Source organism: Senegalimassilia anaerobia JC110 (genome assembly GCF_000236865.1).
In the GTDB taxonomy this organism is placed as follows: Bacteria; Actinomycetota; Coriobacteriia; order Coriobacteriales; family Eggerthellaceae; genus Senegalimassilia; species Senegalimassilia anaerobia.
Genome location: NZ_HE611017.1, coordinates 241,968 through 261,208, shown reverse-complemented (window position 1 = coordinate 261,208; position 19,241 = coordinate 241,968). Strand labels below are relative to the sequence as shown.

The window sequence follows — 19,241 nt, the reverse complement described above, 5'->3', positions numbered from 1 at the left end:
GGCGGGCTTGGCGGGCTTGGCGGGCTTGGCGGGCTTGGCGGGCTTGGCGGGCTTGGCGGGCTTGGCGGGCTTGGCGGGCTTGGCGGGCCTTGGCGGGCTTGGCGGGCTTGGCGGGCTTGGCGGGCTTGGCGGGCTTGGCGGGCTTGGCGGGCTTGATTTTCTTACTGTGCAGTTTCTGCACAGTAAGAAAATCAAGCCTAGGATTATGTATCAAATAAAATTAGACCAAGGTCGATGTTCAGCAATGGATATAACAAATAATTGTGAGATTCAGCTTAATACATGTTATAAATGCTTGAATAGAGCTTAAATAGCAGGTAAAATTACTCGTGTGCAGTTCCTGCACAGTCCTCAAATCATATCGTACATATGTTCGTGTTGTATGTTAGACAGGAGCGCAAATGGCCAGTAGGGCAAAAGTGCGCGGCGGGGAAAAGCAGCAGCAATCCTTGTCGTTGGGAAGGGAAACCGTAGAAGAATTAGAGAAGGAAGCGGAGCGCCGCGGACTGAACAAGTCGCAACTCGCTGACCTTTTGCTTAATGGCCAGCTAACTCAATCCGCCGACAAGCCTACTATCATCTCCATCATGAGCTATAAAGGCGGCGTCGCGAAGACAACCACGAGCACATGCCTTGCGGTTTGCCTCTCGGAGCTCGGCTACAAGGTTCTGGTCATCGACATGGACGGCCAGGGCAATGTCAGCCAGAGCCTAGGCGTATACGACCCCCGCTCCGAAGAAGCCTGCATCGCTGACGTCCTGTATCAGGCAACACCAAGCTCTCCGCGTATGTCGCTAAGTGAGGTTATGCGCACCACCGACTACGAAAACGTATTTTGCGTGCCTTCGAACTTTCGATTCGCAGATGCGGATACGCGCCTAAAAGCTGAGATCGCCGGTGGCGTGGACACGCGCCTGTTATACGCTATTGAGGACCTCATCGACGAAACCGCCAGGAGCGGGGAGCGTAAATTCGATTACATCATCATCGACTGCGGCCCGCGCTTGGATATGACGACCACAAACGCCATCGTCGCTCTTGAAGCCGGAAACAACGCATCGCACATCATCATCCCGATTAAGGTTGATGGCTATGCAATCGCAGGCCTTTCGCAGACGATCGACACGATCAACCGTACGGCAAGGGAGCGTCGTCGCCTACCGCAGCACTGGAAGATTCTGCAGACGATGATCGAGCGGAATACCTCTGCATACAAATATGGCTGCCAGATGATGAAGGAAGCCATTCCGAACGCAGAGTATTTCAACACGAAGATCGAGAAAAGCACCGTGGTTCCGGAAGCAAGCTTGGCAATGGAACCCCTGATCAAATACGACCCCAACAGCAAGCCTGCGATCTCGTATCGACTGTTGGCCCAGGAAATCGAGGAAATGAATGCCTAGGAATAAGCTTCAGGCCGCACTCAAGAACAACGGAGGAGCAATCGCCAACGTGACGCCGCGTTACGAGAAGCTCACCGATGAGCAAATGCGCCTCGCGGCGTTCGAGGCCAGGGACAACCAGGAAGGCGCCATCACCGACAAGATGGCAAACAGCAATCGTCGAAATACGCTGCTGGCTGAAATGGGTTTTGACTGGTTCGACATCGACAACCTCAAGCCGAACCCCAACAACAGCTACACCATCACGGACGAGGATGTGAACAACCTTGCTGGCCTCATCTGGAACAGCAAGGAAGTCGAGCCGCTGATCCTGCGCGAGACCGAAGACGGCATCCAGATTATCGACGGCGAGCGTCGTTGGCGCGCATGCAAGCTGCTCGCAGAGAAATACGGCGATGCATGGCGCATGGTTCCTGGCAGGTGCCATAAGCTTGGCGCTGTTTCCGACGAACAGGCCAATTTCATCATGCACTCGAGCAATATCGGTCAGCGAAACATCAAACCATCGGAACGCGCACAGGGCTTCAGGGTGCTAGCGGACAAGCTGGTGGAATGGCGCAAAGACGATCCATCGCTGAAGGGCGTGAACACGAAAACGTACCTCGCGGAGCACTTTGGAGTGTCTGAACGAACTGCACAGGTGTTGCTGAACATAGCAAGAAACCTGTCAAAAGAGGGCAATGATCTTCTTGATGCAGGAAGCATCACGCAATCCCAAGCAGAGGCTTTGTCGAAACTTTCAAGTGCGCAGCAAGAAAGCGTCATCAATGCGGTGCACAAGGAGGAATTGACTGCTGATGAGATTTCAACACTCATTGAAGCAGCGAAAGCTTCCAAGCACGAACAAGCAATCGAAGCTCTGGTTGAAGCAACGCAAACCAAAGCACATGAGAAGGTCGTACGAGATCCTAAAGCACCAAAAGACGTGAACGGCTATCTGAAAACTGCAAGGAATGCGCTCAGGCATGCTGAGAACGCAGAAGGTGAAGCAGATTTCAAGCTGCTAGGAGAAATCAAAGCCCTGGTACGCTCGATTGAGAAATCACTGGACTAGCCGCTGAGTATAGATAAATCGCCGCATAGCGAGAATAAAACCCTCACCTGCCAAAGTGACAAAAACACTCGCAGGGAGGGTTTTCGTCAAAGAGGAGCAGCAGCTAGAAGTAACAAAGAACCTAGGAGATTGGGATAACAAACACTCCTTAAACTCGTATGACAAAAATTTGCATGCATCGAGTACTTTCTTGTTATAACGAGTTAGGTTCACCAGAACTCGTTGGCGCTGGTTTCGTTTATAGGAGCTGATAACCGTAGCTACAGTTCTAACCGAGCACATGGCTTGTTTCGCTATTGAGGCATACGTGTGTGAACCTTGGCGATACAAGGTGATGATACGGGCGTTCCTTTGCTCCCTTTTCTCCTTGGTGATGCGTTTAGCTTCTTTACGCATCACCAAGCGTTTCGATTCGAAGAAGTTGATTGCCACCTCTTCCTTTAATGTCATGGCGAGAAGCTCTCGAAGGCGGTTAGCGCCGATGAGGTAATAGCCTTGTTCCCCACGCATGTTGGTCACGGTGTCGACTGACTTGGTGATTCCGTTGAGCTCGCTTACGTTAAGTGGATTGATGAAGTTGTTGTTAAAGGAGCTCAGTTTTTGCTGTGCTATCTCGTGCGGATACACCTGAACAGCCGTGTTGTAGAACACGAACGACATGAGCTCGCGATTTCCTTCGCAATTGAAGTTGCGAAGCTTTTGGAGCTCGATGATCTTGGCAAGCCGGCTTTTCAGAAGAGGCTGATAGTTGATGACGGAAGAGGTCTTCTTGAAAGCGCGTTTGAGATTGGTTTTGTAGCTGGGTTGTTCGGTGCGTGCCGGAATGAGCTCGGAAAGTTTCGACAGGCTATATAGCGCATCAAAGGAATAATCGCAAAGCGAGGCGTAACGTCCTGCTTTGGCGTTAAAAGTTCCAGGGATGCGTGATACACGCGAAACATCGAACGTTGCACGATCGACCGAAATGCCCTTAATGGAGGAGACAACGGAATCGAGCAACGAAGCCATGCTCTTCTGCACGTTTTCGAAGAGCTTCACCGATTTGATATTGACCTGGCCGTTTGCACTTACTCGATACGGAATGGATCGGGTAAGAACATAGAAGAGCTGCACGCCTCGACCGGTGTCGATGGTCATAGTGGGTTGGGGAAGTGTTCCGCCCCCAACGGCTTGCTTGAGCGTGTCGAGCGTTTGGCTCACGATAGCGCGGGTTTCCTGAAGGTCCCGATCGTGACAATCGAGGTCGAAGAACAGCGTGTTCAGTTGCCTGACCTGCTCTGATTTTCGGCATGCCGAAGTGAACCCGTTGTGGGTCATGTAGTAGGCCGACTTCGTGTTGAAGCCGATTGCCGACAGAGATTCGCTTTTCACCGCGGTGTCCTCCCAGGAACCGCTGGCGTCCGATGAGACCACGTAGTAGCTGTTGCGGTCGTCGTGCGTGATAAGCGTGCGGAAGATTTCCCACTCGCTTTCCTGCACATGGGAGACCGTCGCATCTACTGGTGGTTGAGGCATACTGCACCCTTCGCGACCTGCGGAAACGCGGTCGCTTTCTAGTCGAATGTATTCCGTTTTCGACAATGAAAAAAAGAGTGCAAAAACAAGAACGCCTTGTGAGCGCATGTTCTAAGTGGTAAAATATCACCTGTGAGTGAGTGGTCGATACTTGATCACTTAGGCAACCCCCTAGTTGGCGCTAGGGGGTTCTTTTTTCTGTTGTCGATGCAAGCGGGAACTATGTTGGCGCATAGGTATCCACGCTTGTTACTTGCACAGTCTATAACAAGAAACACTTGGCTGTCCACATTGTTTTGTTATGAAAACGGGCAAAAGGACTTGATTCGGTTACGCGTTGGTGGTTGTTACGTAATCGAAGTTGACGCAAAGCTTCGATAAAACTAGCTTCTCGCCTGGTATTTTCTGATTGATAGATATAGCTAACCGCGAAATTGTTGCAACTTGTTTCCGAATGGGAAAAATTTGTTATAGTTTGATGGCCGAACGCCGGTTGACGGTGCTCGGGGGTCGGGCTTTGGCGTATGATATGCAGTCAAAGATCGCTGGAGTTCGAGAGGAGCCTTGGGATGGAAGAGATGCGATTAGCCGATGAGCGCCTGAATGTGCTCGAACATCCCCTTATCGCGCATAAGATATCGATCATGCGCGATGCGTCAACGGCTCCCTCCCAGTTTCGCCAGCTGGTGCACGAAGTGGCCATGCTGGAAGTGTACGAGGCCTCGCGTGATTTGCCGACGGAGCCCGTTGAGGTGGATACTCCATTGCAGCGCACGGTGGGAAAGCGGATTGCGGGCGAGAAGCTTGCCGTGGTGCCCATCCTTCGCGCGGGCATGGGAATGCTTGACGGGGTTCTTTCCGCCATACCTTCCGCTGCGGTGGGGGTGCTTGGCATGGAGCGCGATGAGCAGACGCATCAACCGCGCGAGTATTACGCGAAGATGCCGAAGGGCATCGCCGACAGGACGGTGTTTTTGATCGACCCCATGTTGGCCACTGGCGGCAGCGCGCTTTCGGCTATCCATTATTTGCGAGAGCAGGGCGTTCGCGACATCCGGTTCCTGGTGCTGGTGGCTGCCCCCGAAGGGGTTCGCGCCGTTTTGCGGGAAGACCCCGATGTTCGCATTTGGACGTGCGCGCTGGATGACGGGCTGAACGAGCAGGCGTACATCCTTCCCGGCTTGGGCGATGCGGGAGACCGCATTTTCGGCACTTTGTAGGGGGCTCCATGGAAAGCATGCAGCGTCCCGTCAGCATCGAGGAAATTGCCACGAAGGCGATGGGTGCATCGCGGCCGGTCATCGGCATCGTGCCGACGTACGACCCGAACGAGGGCATCCTTCGTATGAACAACCATTATGCGCAGGCCGTCGTCGCTGCGGGAGGGGCACCGCTGATCGTCCCGTTTACGAGTGATGTCAGCGTGTACGAGTCGCTGCTGCCGCACATCGATGGGTTCGTGCTGTCGGGTGGCCAGGATATCAGTCCTGTGCGCTACGGCGGCGATATCACCTATGGCAAGCTATCCGAGCTGACGCCCGAGCGCGAGGAAGTGGAGTATCTGCTGCTCAGCTACGCGTATCAATTCGACTATCCGCTGCTTGGCATCTGCCGCGGCATGCAGATGATCAACGTGTTCTTCGGGGGCACGTTGTATCTGGACCTGGAAGAGCAGTTTGACGGCATGTGCGCCGCCGACGATATCCCTGTGTCGGCAGAGGGCGTGCAAACGCAATCGGGTGCACGTGTGAACCATTGGCAAACCAAGGAATACGGGCATCCTACCCATACGGTCTCGATCATGCGCTCAAGCAAGCTCGGCGAGATTCTGGGCTGCGATTCCGCTGCGGTGAACTCCATGCATCATCAGGGCGTTCGTGCGCTGCCCCCCAATTTGGCGGCGGCTGCCTACGGGCCCGACGGTCTAGTGGAAGGCGTGGAGGCGAAGGATTGCCGCTTCCTTATGGGTGTGCAGTGGCATCCCGAGTACTTTGCGGAGGATGGCGGTCATATGGCGCCGCTGTTTCGTGCCTTGATCGACGAGGCGCGGCAGATGCGCTGTCGCGAAGGGCGTTGCCACGATTGCCTGCGCATCGATCGCGAAGAGTGCGACCCGAATGCCGTGTGGCCCGCGGTTAGGTTCGCTGACTATATCTAGCTTGATGGTCGGAGCTGGGGCGTTCGAGGTGTTCCGGATCGTGGGCATGCCGGCGGTTTTCGCGGAAGGATTTCGATAAGCTTGCGAGTTGGGTTTTGTTCAGGTGCCCGCATGCGGCGTAGGAGTGCGCGATAGCGCTTTTTATCGGGACTTAGTGGGTCCAGGGCTGCCTTTTGACAGTGAAGTGGAATTTGCGAAGCGTAAGAGCGCGCTTGTCGGCTAGGTGCTTGGACGAGCGCAGTTCGAGGCCTTATTGGGTGGAAGCTGGGTGTGCTTGTGAACAGCATCGCTGATGAGAGCGATGAATGCTTCGATCATGGTGCGGCACGGGGCTTCGCGATGGTAGGTTGTTTGAAGGAGTAATCCCAGGTGGATGGCGAAAAGCAAGAGCGTGTGCTGGTTGCGATGAGCGGCGGGGTGGACAGCTCGGTGGCGGCGCTGCTGCTTCGTGATGCTGGCTATGATGCCACGGGCGTCACCATGAAGCTGTTCGACAACGAGGTTGCCGGCGCCGGCGGCGCGTGCATGGTGGGCGAGAGCACTTGCTGCAGCCAAAGCGATGTGGAGGATGCCCGACAGGTGGCGTTCGGGCTGGGGCTTGAGCACTTCACGTTCAACTTCACGGGGACGTTCGGCAGCGAGGTGATCGATCGATTCTGCGATGCGTACCTGCACGGTCGTACGCCGAACCCGTGCATCGACTGCAACAGGTACCTGAAGTTCGCCGCCTTGCAGCGCCGCCGTGCGCAGCTGGGCTTCGATTATGTGGCGACCGGCCATTATGCGCGTCGGGCGTTCAACGAGAGCACGGGCAGGTTCGAGCTTCGCCGTGGATTGGATGAGGCGAAAGATCAAAGCTATGTGCTGTATCACCTTACGCAAGATGACCTGGCGCATATGCTGTTCCCGCTGGGAGAGCTGACAAAACCGCAGGTGAGGGAGCTGGCGGAGAAGCATTCGTTCGGAAACGCCCATAAGGCGGAAAGTCAGGACATCTGCTTTGTGCCCGATGGCGATTATGCGTCGTTCATTGCGCGGTACATGGGGTTTGGGGAAGATGCCGCGCCCGATGGCGGGGATGGTCCGGCGATCCCCGCGGCATTCGAGCCTGGGGATATCGTCGATATCGACGGCAAGGTGCTCGGGCGGCACAACGGGCTGGTTCATTACACGATCGGGCAGCGCAAGGGCATCGGCATCGCCGCGTCCGAGCCGTTGTACGTGGTGGGCAAAGATGCCGCCGAGAACGTGCTGGTGGTGGGCCCGCGAAGCGAGCTGGGCGTGCGCGAGGTGCGCGCAGGGGATGTTAACCTGATCTCGGTGGCCGAGCTTGACAAGCCAATGCGCGTTACGGCGAAAACCCATTACCGCCAACGAGAGCAGGCCGCCGAGGCGGTTATGGAGGGAGACCAGCTGGTGGTTCGCTTCGATGAGGCGGTTGCTCGTCCGGCGGCGGGGCAGTCGCTGGTGATTTACGATGGCGACGCCGTTGTGGGCGGCGGCACGATAGAGGTCAGCGAATAAGCTGCCTAGACGGTGGCTGACCCGGGACTTTAGATAGAAAGGCTGCCGCGAGGGCCTATGGGTAACGCAGCCTGCCGCGAAAAAAGGGATCGACTCCGCATCGTGCGGGTCGGTCCCTTTTGCGAGATGCTGGGGTGTTGCGTTCGCTACTTCACGATGCGGACGCGGTGAACGCCTTCGATGGCCGTGAGCTTGGCGACAAGCTCGTCGGTTGCGGGGGCGTTGAGGTCGAGCATGGTGTAGGCGGCGTTGCCGCGGGCCTTGTTCGTGAGGTTGTCGATGTTTGCGCCCACTTCGCCGAACACGCCGGTGATCTGGCTGAGCATGTCGGGCACGTTGGCATGCAGCACGGCGACGCGACCGCCCTGCGCGGGGGCGGGACCCATGTCGCAGGCGGGGTAGTTCACCGAGTTCTTGATGTTGCCGTTCTCCAGGTAATCCTTCATCTGCAGCGTTGCCATGATGGCGCAGTTGTCCTCGGCCTCGGCGGTGCTGGCACCGAGGTGCGGCAGCACGATGGTGTTTTGCATGGCCATGACCTCGGGCGTTGCGAAGTCGGTGACATAGGTGGTCACGCGGCCGGCCTCGAGGGCCTCTGCCATGGCGGCGTTGTCGACCAGGGTGTCGCGGCTGAAGTTCATGACGGCGCAGCCGGGTTTGGCGACTTCGAGCTCATGCGCGCCGATCATGCCACGCGTGGAATCCATGGCAGGCACGTGGATGGTGACGTAGTCGCTGCGATGCAGGACATCGTCGAGGTTGGTGACGTGCTCGACGGAGGGGGACAGGCGCCAGGCGGCCTCGGCGGAAACGTAAGGGTCGTAGCCAAGCACGTTCATGCCCAGGTTGATGGCGGCGTTGGCCACCAGTGCGCCGATGGCGCCCAGGCCGATGACGCCGAGCGTCTTGCCGAAGATCTCCTGGCCGGCGAAGGCCTTCTTCGCCTTCTCGGCGTCCTTGCCGATGGTGGGGGAGTCGGCGTGCTCGCGGCACCAGGCGGCGCCGGGCAGGATGCCGCGGCTTGCCAGCAACATGCCGCACAGAACGAGCTCCTTCACGGCGTTCGCGTTGGCGCCGGGGGTGTTGAACACGACGACGCCGGCTTCGGCGCACTTGTCAAGCGGGATGTTGTTCACACCCGCGCCGGCGCGGGCGACGGCCAGCAGGCTTTCGGGAAGGTCCATGTCGTGCATGGCGGCGCTGCGCACGAGCACGCCGGAAGCTTGCGCGATGTCGTCGGTGAGCTGATAGTCGGATCCGAGCAGGTCGGTTCCTTTGGCGGAGATGTTGTTCAGGCAGTTGATGTAGCGCATGAAGCCCCCTTCGGCGTGTGCGGTTGCGGTTTGCGAACTAAATCTAGCTATATAGTGGGTTTGCATTTGGGCGAAGTCAACGATGAGGCGGCAGCCGGGCGTTTTAGGGCGGGTTTGGCGGCAGATTGCAGGACCGCTTGCGGCTCGGTGAGCGGCGGCTCTTTCGAAGATGACGGGTTGTTTACCGGTGGTTTGCACCTTGGGCGGGCCTGCCGAGGTGTGCCATAATGACCAGTTGGGGAAAAGAAAGGGGAAGAGGGTGACATGCTTCGCCATGATTCATCGCGGTCGGCCGATCGCAATCGCGTGCTGATGCGGGGGACGGCCGCTGCGGTCAACGCTCCCGATGGCGCCGGCGCTTCGTTTAGAGCGGCCGACAATGCGGCTTTACGCGACGCCGCGAAATCCGAGGCGATCAAGCTGGACCTGTATCATCTGGTGTGGATTTTCGCGGTGTGCAGTGTGCTGGGACTGGTCGGTGAGACGGTGGTCAGCTATTTCGTTGATGGCCGATGGGAGAACCGTGCCGGGTTTTTATGGGGGCCGTTCAGCCCGATTTACGGCGTAGGCGGCGTTGTGATGACGTTGGCGCTCGCTCGCTTGTCGGATGCGCGCGGCGGCGTGCTGTTCGGCGTGGCGGCTGTTGTCGGGGCTGCGTTCGAGTGGTTCGCCGGATGGTTCTGGGAGAACGCGTTCGGCATTGTGGCCTGGGATTATTCTTCGCAACCGCTCAATCTGGGCGGGCATACGTGTTTGGGCATCGCGCTTGTGTGGGGAGCTGCCGGTGTGGCGTGGGTGAAGCTGGCGTTGCCGGTGATGCAGCGCGCAGCCGATACGGTCCCCAATGCATGGCGTGCGCCGCTAGCCTGGGGATTGCTGGCGTTTTTCCTGGTGGATACGGTTGTGACGTTCGCGGCATTCGATTGCTGGATGAACCGTTTGGCCGGCGCCGAGCCCGTCGGCGCCGTGCAGCACCTCTTCGCTGCGCATTACGGCGATGAAGTGATGGCGAACCGTTTTCAGACGATGTCGATGTACCCGTGTCTGGCGGGTTTCCGCGGGTGACGATGTGCCCGTGACCGGGTGCGAAGCGCTCGGGGAAATCTCCTTGCCCTCGTCGCATAGGATCGCCTTCCAAGCGCCGAACATGAGGCGCTTGACCTTAATGGAGAATGGGTCCATGCCGCCTTGTTTGATGAGCAGGGCGATCCTTTCCATGTCGTGCTTGATGAACGCCTCGAAGCCGTTGGCTGTCGACGATCCCGCAACGAGGCTGAGCATGTTCTGCAAAACGGACCCATTGCCGAGGACCTTGTCCTCGATGGCGCGGTCGATGAGGTCGTCCATGCTTTTGAAATGGCAGTAGAACCTGCCGCGGTTGAGCTCGGCCTGCTCGGTGACCATGCCGACGGTGATGTTGGCGAGCCGATGATGCTCGAGCAGGGCCCAGAATGCGTTTGCTAAGCGTATATCGGCGGTGCCGTGCTCGCTTTTCCTCGGTCATGCCATGGCTACTCCTGGTCTTTGGTGCCGGTGCTTTCGGCGTTTTGCGTGGGCTGGTGTTGCGCCTTCGCGTTCATGATGAGCATTTGCAAGCGGTTCTCGATATTGGCGAAGCTGACATCGGGGTCGTAGTCGAGCGGCAGGATGTTCGCGTCGGGGTAGCGCGTCTTGAGCTGCTTGACGATGCCCCGCCCGACCACGTGGTTCGGCAGGCAGCCGAACGGCTGCAGGATGACGAACGCGCGGCAGCCGCGTGCGGCGTGGTGCAGGATCTCGGCGGGGATGAGCACGCCTTCGCCGGCGTCGAACGTGTGGTGGATGATAGGGTCGGATGCGCGAACAAGCTCGGGCATGCGGCATGCGGGCTCGTAGAGCGGGTGAGCCTTCGCGATGCCGTCGCAGGTGTCGTGCGCGATTTCGAACAGTCGGTTTGCCACGCGGTTGAACGCTTTGGTGGCGAGGGGCTGCGAGACGCGGAATTCGCGCGCCTGGGCATCTTGGTAGAAGTAGGTTTTGCGGATGACGTCGGTCATACGCGCCTCGATGATCTCCAGGCCGTTCGACTCGAGATAGTCCTCGATGTCGTGGTTGGCCCCGGGATGGAAGTTCAACAGGTATTCTCCCACGATGAGCACCTGCGGGCGCGGGTTCGAGCGGTCGTAGCGAACGGTTCCCATGATGGCCACGGCCTGCTTGAAGCCGTTGATGGCGCCGCGCACGCCGTGTTCCCGAATGCCTGCCACGACGCACTCGATGGCCTGGTCGAACGCCTTGTTGGCGCTGCCGGGCTCAAGCTCGTAAGGGCGCATTTTGCGCAGCAGGTCTTCGAGCGCGTCGATCATGGGCAGGCCGAACGCGACGCGGATGGCGCTGCCGAGCGACATCTTGAAGCCCGGATGCATGTTGTGGGCGTCTGTGCCGTCATTGGTGATGATGGGGACGTAGCCGTAGCCGGCGTCGTCGAGCGCCTTGCGCAAAAGCGCCGCGTAATGCGTCAGACGGCAGTCGCCGATGTACTTTCCGGTGCCGATGGCAACGGTGCGCGGGTCCCATTCGCCGCTGTCGAGCGCGGCGAGGGCTTCGCCGATGGTCATTTGCGCGGGGAAGCAGATATCGTTATGGACATAGCGTTTCCCCAGCTCGATGGCTCGTTCTCGGCCGATGTCAAGAGAGACGGCCTGTGCGCCCTGGCGGGCGAACGACGCCGACATGAGCAGGGAGAACGCGTGCGAGGTGTTGGGCACGAGGATGGTCTTGATGCGCCGATCGGCTTTGACGTACTTGACGGGGTAGGGGTCGGGCAGCGGGTGGGCGTCGGTGGGCGCCGAGGGGCGGACGAATGCGCTTCCCTTGGGGGCGCCGATCGCGCTTTCGCTGGCGGCGCACTCGATGGCGGCTTGGCGCGCGCGGCGCTCGTCGACGGTCTCGATGAACGAGCGCACGCGGATGCGCAGCGGTCCGGCGACGTCGGATTCGTCGAGCTTGAGGATAAGCGGCTGCTTGCCCGAGCGTTCCTTCATGAGGCGGCAGATCTCATCGGAAAGGTAGGCGTCGTGGCCGCAGCCGAAGCTGACGAGCTGCACGTACTCGAGCGCGGAGGAGTCGGCAGCGATGACGGCGCTGGCGAGCATGCGCTGGTGGAAGTTGTTCACGATGTCGATGCGACTTGCCGACAGGTCGACGTCGGCGATGCCGGGAACGGCGTCGGGAGGGAGCACGGAATGCCCCATGTCGGAGAGCATTTTGGGCAGGTCGTGGTTGACGAGCGGGTCGTTGTGATAGGGGCGGCTGGCAAGTACGATGGCGTAGGTTCCAGCGCTGCGAGCGGATTCGATGGCGTGCGCGCCGGCCTTGGTCAGCAGCGCTTTGAACGCGCGTTGGGCTTTGTCCGCCTGCCTGATGGCACGTAGGGCCTGATCGGCGGGGATGCCGAACGTGCCCTCCAGGTAATCAATGAGCTGGCGATCGCGGTCCTCGGTGGAGTACCAGTGGAACAACGGGCTGTCGAAGGGGATGCCCCAGTGCTTTGCGGGATCGTCGGAGCTTTTCACCACCATGGGATAGCCCTTCACCACGGCGCACATGGATATGCTGGTTGATGCGGTGTTCTCGCTGGGCACGGTGGTGATGATGGGCATGAAGATGCGGTCGACGCCGGCGCGTGCGAGTTCGTGGATGTGGCCGTGCACCAGCTTCGCGGGGAAGCAGATAGTGTCGGATGCGACCTGGGGCAGCCCTTCTTCGAACATGGCGCGCGTGGACGGACGGGAGAGGCGGATGGCGAACCCGAGCGAGCGCAGCAGCGCGTTCCAGAACGGCATGGTGTCCCAGAACGCCAGAACGCGCGGGATGCCGATGGTGACGCCGCGGTCGGGCGCGACTTGCTCGATGGGCCAGTCTTGGAAGAGGAGCTTCTGGCGCGCTTCGAAGAGGTTTTCGCCTGCTTTCGCCTGCTCGTCGGCGGTTTTGAGCGCCGAACGCGTGGCGGGGTCTTTCGGGTCGCCGACGATCTCGCCACGCGGGCAACGGTTGCCCGTGACGAAGGAGGAGCCGTCCGCGAAGGTGATGACGGTGCGGTTGCAGCGGTTGGCGCAGAACGGGCAGGTGACGTTCGTACGCTGCTGGTAGGAGAACGCGTCGAGCGCATCAAGGCCGATGAAAGTGCTGGGCGTGGGGGCCGGGCTTGGCTCGCCGGCGGGAGCGGGTGTGCGGGACCCGGCTTCGCCTTCTGCGCATTTTGCCTGTTCGCATGCTTGTTTTGCCATATGGTCGCGCGTAAGCAGCGCGACGCCGATGGCTCCCATGAGCCCGGGGTAGGGCGCTCTCGTGACGGGGCGGCCGATGTGCTGCTCGAGGGCGCAGAGCACCGCGTCGTTGCGGAACGTGCCGCCTTGCACCACGATATGCTCGCCGAGGCTGTCGAGGTTGGGAACGCGCACGACCTTCGTGAACACGTTCGCGATGATCGAACGGCATAGGCCCGCCATAATATCCGCAGGCGTGCGGCCGTTTTTCTGCTCGCTGACGATGCTCGAGTTCATGAACACGGTGCAACGGCTGCCGAGCACGGCGGGTTGTTCGCTGGTAAACGCCGCGTCGGCGATTTCGGGCGTGGGGACGCCGAGCGTTTGCGCGAAGTTCTCGAGGAACGAGCCGCAGCCGCTCGAGCAGGCCTCGTTTACCACGATGTTGCCGATGATGCCGTCGGAAAGCCAGATGGCTTTCATGTCCTGGCCGCCGATGTCGAGGATGAAGCTGGCGTGGGGCTCGTAGCGGGTGGCGGCATGGGCGTGCGCCACCGTTTCGACGGTGTGGTAGTCGGCGTGCAGCGCGCGGTTGAACAGCAGCTCGCCGTAGCCGGTGGTGCCGACGCCGGCGATGTCGAGCGTGATGCCGGCGGCAGCGTATCGGTCGCGCAGCCTGACGAGCGCGCGGCGCGCCACCTCGAGCGGGTCGCCTTCGTTGTTGGCGTAGAAGCTGTCGATGAGCTGGCCGTCGTCGGCGACGAGCGCCAGCTTGGTGGTGGTGCTGCCTGAATCGATGCCGAGCCATACGCGAAGACGCCCATTGCGCATGTGGGCTTTCGCGGCGGCGCTTTCGGGGCCGTGCGGCTCCTCGGGCAGCTGGTTGCGCCGCGCGAAAGCCTTGCGCTCGGCGGCGGTTTCGAAGAAGGGCTTGCCGGGAGCGTGGTCGTCGTCGGCGCTGGTGAAGCCGACGAGCGTTTGCGCGGCTGCGGCGGGGTCGATGGTTGCGGGCGCGTCGGCGAACATGCCGGAAAGCGACAGCGCGGCACCGCGGGCAACCATGGTTTCAGGGTGATCGGGGACGATGGCCTGGTCGTCGGCGAGGTTGAGGCGCTCCTTGAAAACGCTTATCAGCGTGGGGTTGAACGTGAGCGGGCCGCCTTCGAAGATGATGGGCGGGCACACGTCGATGCCTTGTGCCAGGCCGCCGAGCGTTTGCTTGGCGATGGCGTGGAAGGCCGACAAGGCCAGGTCGTCGCGGGATGCCCCCTGATTGAGCAGGGGCTGGATGTCGGTTTTGGCGTATACGCCGCAGCGACCGGAGATGTCGTAGACCGTGCGTCCGCGGCAGGCGGCAGCATCGAACTGCTCGATGGGCAGGTTGAGCACCGAGGCGATTTCGTCGATGAACGCGCCCGTGCCGCCCGCGCAGCTGCCGTTCATGCGCATATCGGCGACGTCGAGCGCGCCGGTGGTCTCGTTGGCGCGGAAGAAGATCATCTTGGCGTCCTGGCCGCCAAGCTCGATAGCGCAGCGCGTACGCGGGTAGAGCGTCTGGACGGCGCAGGCGTTGGCGACGACCTCCTGCACGAACGGCACGCCGAGCTTGTCGGCGATGGGCGCCGCGCCGGAGCCGGTGAGCGCAAGCCTGATGCTGGCCCGCGGGAATAGCCGCGCGAGCGAGTTGAGCGCCGCGCGGACGCTTTCGGCCTGGCGCGCGCCGTGTCGTTCGTACGACGTGTGCAGCAGGTTATGCGACTGCGCGTCGAGCGCGCAGATCTTCGTTGTTGTCGAGCCGACGTCGATCCCGACGTCGACGGCGGATACGTTTCCCATCGATGTTCCTCAGATAGTGCAAGGTGGCGCGAGGAGCGCGTCGCGAATGCGTGTCGTTCGATTTCCATGGTAGTTTATCCAACAAGATGTTGGAAAAAAGCGACAAGATATCGACTTTGTCACGATTTTCGGGTTTGTTTTCGGGTGTCGAGCCTGCTGGACGTGACAGTTTCGCCTGGTCTTCTCGCATTCGCCGTCTGCAATACCTATGAAAGGTTGGGCGGGTGAAGCGGGATAGTTGACAAGGGTGCTAGAATTATCAGCTGGTATTTGCTGTAATTCGAAGGGACGTGCTATGTCAGGGCATTCTAAGTGGGCAACCACGAAACATCGCAAGGCTGCGCAGGACGCTAAGCGCTCCGCGTTGTTCTCCAAGCTGTCGCGCAACATCACCGTTGCTGCCAAGGAGGGTGGCGACCCGAACCCCGACAACAACGCATCGCTGGCCGCCGCAATCGAGAAGGCCAAGGGCTACTCCCTGCCCAAGGACAAGATCAAGACCGCCATCGACAAGGCCTTCGGTTCCGGCAAGGACGCCGCGAACTACGAGACCGTCGTGTACGAGGGCTACGGCCCCTGCGGCGTTGCCATCCTCTGCGAGGCGCTGACCGACAACCGCAACCGCACCGCTGCCGACGTGCGCGCCGCATTCACCCATGCGGGCGGCAACCTGGGCACCTCCGGTTCCGTTTCCTACATGTTCGAGCGCAAGGGCCAGATCATGGTCCCCAAGGAGATCGAGACGGGCGACAAGAAGCATCCCATGGGCCCCAACGGCGCCGCTGCCGATGAGGAAGAGTTCGAGATGGCCGTCATCGAGGCCGGCGGCGACGACTACGAGGATGCCGACGAGGAGTGGATCGTCTACACCCAGCCGTCCGACCTTATGGCCGTGAAGAAGGCCCTGGAAGAGCAGGGCGTGCAGGTCAAGGGCGCCGAGATGACCATGGAGGCCACCACGCCCGCAACCGTCACCGCCAACGACGCTAAGAAGGTTATGCGCCTGGTTGACAAGCTGGAAGAGCTTGAGGACCTGCAGAACGTGTACCACACCATGGATATCACCGAGGAAATCGCCGCTGCTCTGGACGAGTAAACGTGCAGGATATCCTTTGCGAACGGAAGGCCTCCCGATAGGGAGGCCTTTTTTCGCGCTGGACCCCTGTGTTGGCCGGGCGGTTTTGGAAAGAAGCGCCCATGGGAAAATCGTTGGTGGAGTACGAACATCCGTGTGGTAGTATGTCCACGAACAAATGTTTGAACGGATAAGGCGGGCGGATGACGGAACCTCGAACGATCTTGGGGATAGACCCAGGCTTGGCGAACACGGGATGGGGCGTGGTGCGGCAGTATGGCCCGCGTATGGAATGCGTGGCGTACGGGTGCGTATCCACGCCTGCAGGCGTTGAGCTGTCGCAGCGTTTGGCGAAGATCCACGAGCAGATTTCGGCGGTGATCAGCCGGTTCGATCCCGTGTGCCTGGGAATCGAGACCGTGTGGTTCGGTCAGAATATCACGGCCGCCTTCGCCACGGGGCAGGCGCGAGGCGCTGTTTTGGTGGCATGCGCCCAGCATGGGCTTTCGGTCGGCGAGTTCACGCCGCGGCAGATAAAGATGGCCGTGGTGGGCACTGGCTCGGCCGATAAGGCGCAGGTGCAATATATGGTGAAGAAGCTGCTGAATCTGCAGGTGGAACCGAAGCCGGACCATGCTTCGGACGCGCTTGCGGCTGCAATCTGCTATACCACTCACGAAGGGTACGGGGGAGTCGGCGGCGCCAGCGCGCTGGCGAAGCTTGAGTCGCGCGGCCGCGTGATGGCGGGCGCGGGAACAGGTGGCGCCTCCGGTGCGTCGGCGCGCAAGATCTTGGAGGAGGGTGCGCGATGATCGCGTTTCTGAAGGGTGTGCTGGCGGGCAAGACCGCCGCATGCGCGTATATCGACGTTCAAGGCGTCGGCTATGCCGTCGGCATGTCGCAAGGTGCGCTTTCGAAACTGCCGGCAGTGGGCGAACCTGTTCAGGTGCACACGCATCTGCAGGTGTCCGATAACGGTATCGCATTGTACGGCTTTTTAACGCTTGAGGAGAAAGCGCTTTTCGAGCGTCTGATCGGAGTCAGCGGCGTGGGACCGAAGGTTGCGCTGGCGGCGCTGTCCTCGTTCACGCCCGAAGCTTTGGTGGCGGCAGTGCAAGCTCAGGACGTGGCTGCGGTGCAGAAGATACCGGGAGTGGGTAAGAAGACGGCGTCGCGCATCATCTTGGAGCTGAAAGGCTCGTTCGATCAGGGGCTGGCAAGCTTGTTCGATGTCTCGGGTGCGCCCTCTTCGGCGGCTGCAGCTGCGGCCGAACGGCTTAAGGGCGCCCGTGAGGCATTGCTGGCGTTGGGTTTCGCGTCTGCAGAGGCAGAAGTTGCGTTAAAGGGCGCTCCCGAAGACGCGGATGAAAACGCGTTGATAAAATACGCCTTGAAACGTTTAGGTAAATAACGGGTTGCATCGTTGCCTTTGCTGGGGTTTGGCTCGTACGAGCGAAGCGATATTTTGCTGGAAGGACGCAGGGGCTAGCGTGACGATGCTGGACGCAGGGGCACTGCTTTGCGTTCGGCGAAGGTAAGGCGACTCGAATAATATGGATGACGGAGCTTGAGCTTTGGCTGATGGAGTGAAAATAGAGGGAATGGTGTTCGAAGCGGGTTCCGGCTTCGATGGCAGGTCTGCGTCGGCGGCTCCTGTCGGTGCGACCGACCCCTCGCAGCGTGCGGTCACGCCGGACTTGACCGAGGACGACCTTGCGCTCGATCGCAGCTTGCGGCCGAAGCGTCTGGGCGACTATCTCGGCCAAACGAAGATCAAGGAGTCGCTTGCCATCTTGATTCAAGCTGCGCAGGGGCGCGGTGACGTTGCGGACCATATCCTATTCTCGGGACCTCCGGGCCTGGGCAAGACCACTCTTGCCACCGTGGTGGCCAATGAGCTGGGTGCGAACATCAAAACTACCAGCGGTCCAGCCATCGAGCGTACGGGAGACCTTGCTGCGATCCTTACGAACCTCGAAGAGGGCGATGTCCTGTTCATCGATGAAATCCATCGTCTGAATCGCATGGTGGAAGAGGTTTTGTATCCCGCGCTTGAGGACTTTGCGCTGGATATCGTTGTGGGCAAGGGACCGGCGGCTCGTTCCATCCGCTTGGACCTGCCGCGGTTCACGCTCATCGGCGCCACCACCCGCACGGGTCTGCTTACCGGGCCTTTGCGCGATCGCTTCGGCATTGCGTTCCGCCTGCAGTATTACACGCCTGAGGAACTGGCCTCCATCGTACAACGTTCCGCTTCCATTTTGGATGTGCCCATCTCGTATGATGGCGCGCTGGAAATCGCGCGTCGAAGCCGTGGCACTCCTCGTTTGGCTAACCGCATGCTCAAACGCGTGCGCGATTGGGCGCAGGTGCGGGGCAACGGCGTCATCGACGAAGATGTGTCCGCGCAGGCGTTGAGCTTTTTCGAGGTGGACCCGCTGGGGTTGGATGCGGTGGATAATCGTATTCTGGAGCTGTTGTGCGTGCAGTTCGGTGGACGTCCGGTGGGATTGACCACCTTGGCATCGGCGTTGGCCGAGGACCCGGATACGCTTGAGGACGTGTACGAGCCGTACTTGATGCAGCAGGGTCTGCTCATCCGTACGCCGAAGGGTCGTCAGGCAACCGAGCGGGCGTACGAGCACCTGGGCATCTTCCACGAACCCACGAATAGCTAGGAGCGGCCGATGTTCGAGCAAGACTATCTGATGAAGTTGCTGCTGGCGTTTTACCAGGCGATGTTTAAAAGCCTGCGACGCGTTACCGACGAGGACGAAGACCCCAAAGAGGCGGCCGATACGCTGGATGAGGTTGTCGGGAATGCCGTCGGGATGGACGGCGCTAGCTTGCTGTCGCTGACCCCGGAATCCGTCGTCGGCGTGCTGCAGGTGTCCGGTACCGATCCGCGTGTAACGGAATTCATCGCGCGAAGCCTGCTGTTGTCGTCCGAGTATCTGACGCAGGTGAAGCAAGGTGCGTTGGCGTCGTTGCGCGTGGAACAGGCGCGGGCGATTGCGGATGCATATGGAATCGATTTGCCTGACGACCCCACCGACCTGTCGGACTTGAAGGAAATGGCCGAGCAAGCTAACGTCTGATAAGGGCGATGACGGGAG

16 protein-coding genes are annotated in these 19,241 nt (G+C 60.0%); 13 read left to right on the top strand and 3 right to left on the bottom strand.

Features of this window, described 5'->3' with window-relative positions; all coding sequences use genetic code 11:
- From SFHG_RS11160 to SFHG_RS09370, 3 genes are all read left to right on the top strand, one after another.
- Positions 1–310: hypothetical protein (locus SFHG_RS11160; protein ID WP_222859230.1), on the top strand; the 310-nt coding region annotated here is incomplete at its 5' end.
- A gap of 91 nt (positions 311–401) precedes the next feature.
- Positions 402–1,403 (top strand): ParA family protein, encoded by a 1,002-nt coding sequence (locus SFHG_RS09375; protein ID WP_042436629.1) that lies wholly within the window; start codon positions 402–404, stop codon positions 1,401–1,403.
- On the top strand, positions 1,396–2,457 hold the full coding sequence (locus SFHG_RS09370; protein ID WP_042436627.1) for a ParB/RepB/Spo0J family partition protein: 1,062 nt from the start codon (positions 1,396–1,398) through the stop codon (positions 2,455–2,457). The genes SFHG_RS09375 and SFHG_RS09370 overlap by 8 nt, the downstream gene beginning before the upstream one ends.
- On the opposite strand, the gene SFHG_RS09365 is transcribed toward SFHG_RS09370, so the two are convergent.
- Positions 2,446–3,972 (bottom strand): hypothetical protein, encoded by a 1,527-nt coding sequence (locus SFHG_RS09365; protein WP_042436625.1) that lies wholly within the window; start codon positions 3,970–3,972, stop codon positions 2,446–2,448. The two genes, SFHG_RS09370 and SFHG_RS09365, sit on opposite strands and share 12 nt — an antisense overlap.
- A 578-nt stretch (positions 3,973–4,550) precedes the next feature.
- Between SFHG_RS09365 and upp the strand changes: the two genes are divergently transcribed.
- The 3 genes from upp (at position 4,551) to mnmA (ending at position 7,654) form a co-directional block, all read left to right on the top strand.
- A complete protein-coding gene (gene upp, locus SFHG_RS09360) occupies positions 4,551–5,192 on the top strand; it encodes a uracil phosphoribosyltransferase (RefSeq protein ID WP_042436803.1) in 642 nt (213 codons plus the stop codon).
- Between the two features lie 8 nt (positions 5,193–5,200).
- A complete protein-coding gene (locus SFHG_RS09355) occupies positions 5,201–6,130 on the top strand; it encodes a gamma-glutamyl-gamma-aminobutyrate hydrolase family protein (protein ID WP_052297932.1) in 930 nt (309 codons plus the stop codon).
- A gap of 369 nt (positions 6,131–6,499) precedes the next feature.
- Positions 6,500–7,654, top strand: a complete 1,155-nt coding sequence (gene mnmA, locus SFHG_RS09350; RefSeq protein WP_238318323.1) for a tRNA 2-thiouridine(34) synthase MnmA — start codon at positions 6,500–6,502, stop codon at positions 7,652–7,654.
- Positions 7,655–7,800: 146 nt separating this feature from the next.
- On the opposite strand, the gene SFHG_RS09345 is transcribed toward mnmA, so the two are convergent.
- Positions 7,801–8,967 carry a phosphoglycerate dehydrogenase gene (locus tag SFHG_RS09345; RefSeq protein WP_042436622.1) on the bottom strand — a complete coding sequence of 389 codons (1,167 nt, stop codon included), beginning with the start codon at positions 8,965–8,967 and terminating at the stop codon, positions 7,801–7,803.
- 264 nt (positions 8,968–9,231) lie between these two features.
- On the opposite strand from SFHG_RS09345, the gene SFHG_RS09340 reads away from it, so the two are divergent.
- Complete coding sequence (locus SFHG_RS09340) at positions 9,232–10,032, top strand: putative ABC transporter permease (protein WP_052297931.1); 801 nt, start codon at positions 9,232–9,234, stop codon at positions 10,030–10,032.
- A gap of 123 nt (positions 10,033–10,155) precedes the next feature.
- On the top strand, positions 10,156–10,431 hold the full coding sequence (locus SFHG_RS09335) for a hypothetical protein (RefSeq protein ID WP_042436619.1): 276 nt from the start codon (positions 10,156–10,158) through the stop codon (positions 10,429–10,431).
- A gap of 47 nt (positions 10,432–10,478) precedes the next feature.
- On the opposite strand, the gene SFHG_RS09330 is transcribed toward SFHG_RS09335, so the two are convergent.
- On the bottom strand, positions 10,479–15,050 hold the full coding sequence (locus SFHG_RS09330; RefSeq protein WP_042436618.1) for an acyl-CoA dehydratase activase: 4,572 nt from the start codon (positions 15,048–15,050) through the stop codon (positions 10,479–10,481).
- Between the two features lie 295 nt (positions 15,051–15,345).
- Between SFHG_RS09330 and SFHG_RS09325 the strand changes: the two genes are divergently transcribed.
- The 5 genes from SFHG_RS09325 (at position 15,346) to SFHG_RS09305 (ending at position 19,223) form a co-directional block, all read left to right on the top strand.
- Positions 15,346–16,146 (top strand): YebC/PmpR family DNA-binding transcriptional regulator, encoded by an 801-nt coding sequence (locus SFHG_RS09325; protein ID WP_042436615.1) that lies wholly within the window; start codon positions 15,346–15,348, stop codon positions 16,144–16,146.
- Positions 16,147–16,328: 182 nt separating this feature from the next.
- A complete protein-coding gene (ruvC, locus tag SFHG_RS09320) occupies positions 16,329–16,937 on the top strand; it encodes a crossover junction endodeoxyribonuclease RuvC (RefSeq protein WP_081469063.1) in 609 nt (202 codons plus the stop codon).
- The gene (gene ruvA, locus SFHG_RS09315) at positions 16,934–17,536 is read left to right on the top strand and encodes a Holliday junction branch migration protein RuvA (protein WP_042436613.1); all 603 of its coding nucleotides are present in this window, start codon (positions 16,934–16,936) and stop codon (positions 17,534–17,536) included. Before ruvC ends, ruvA begins: the two co-directional genes overlap by 4 nt.
- Before the next feature lie 190 nt (positions 17,537–17,726).
- The gene (gene ruvB / locus SFHG_RS09310) at positions 17,727–18,803 is read left to right on the top strand and encodes a Holliday junction branch migration DNA helicase RuvB (RefSeq protein ID WP_042436609.1); all 1,077 of its coding nucleotides are present in this window, start codon (positions 17,727–17,729) and stop codon (positions 18,801–18,803) included.
- 9 nt (positions 18,804–18,812) lie between these two features.
- The gene (locus SFHG_RS09305; RefSeq protein ID WP_052297930.1) at positions 18,813–19,223 is read left to right on the top strand and encodes a hypothetical protein; all 411 of its coding nucleotides are present in this window, start codon (positions 18,813–18,815) and stop codon (positions 19,221–19,223) included.
- Positions 19,224–19,241: the final 18 nt, after the last annotated feature.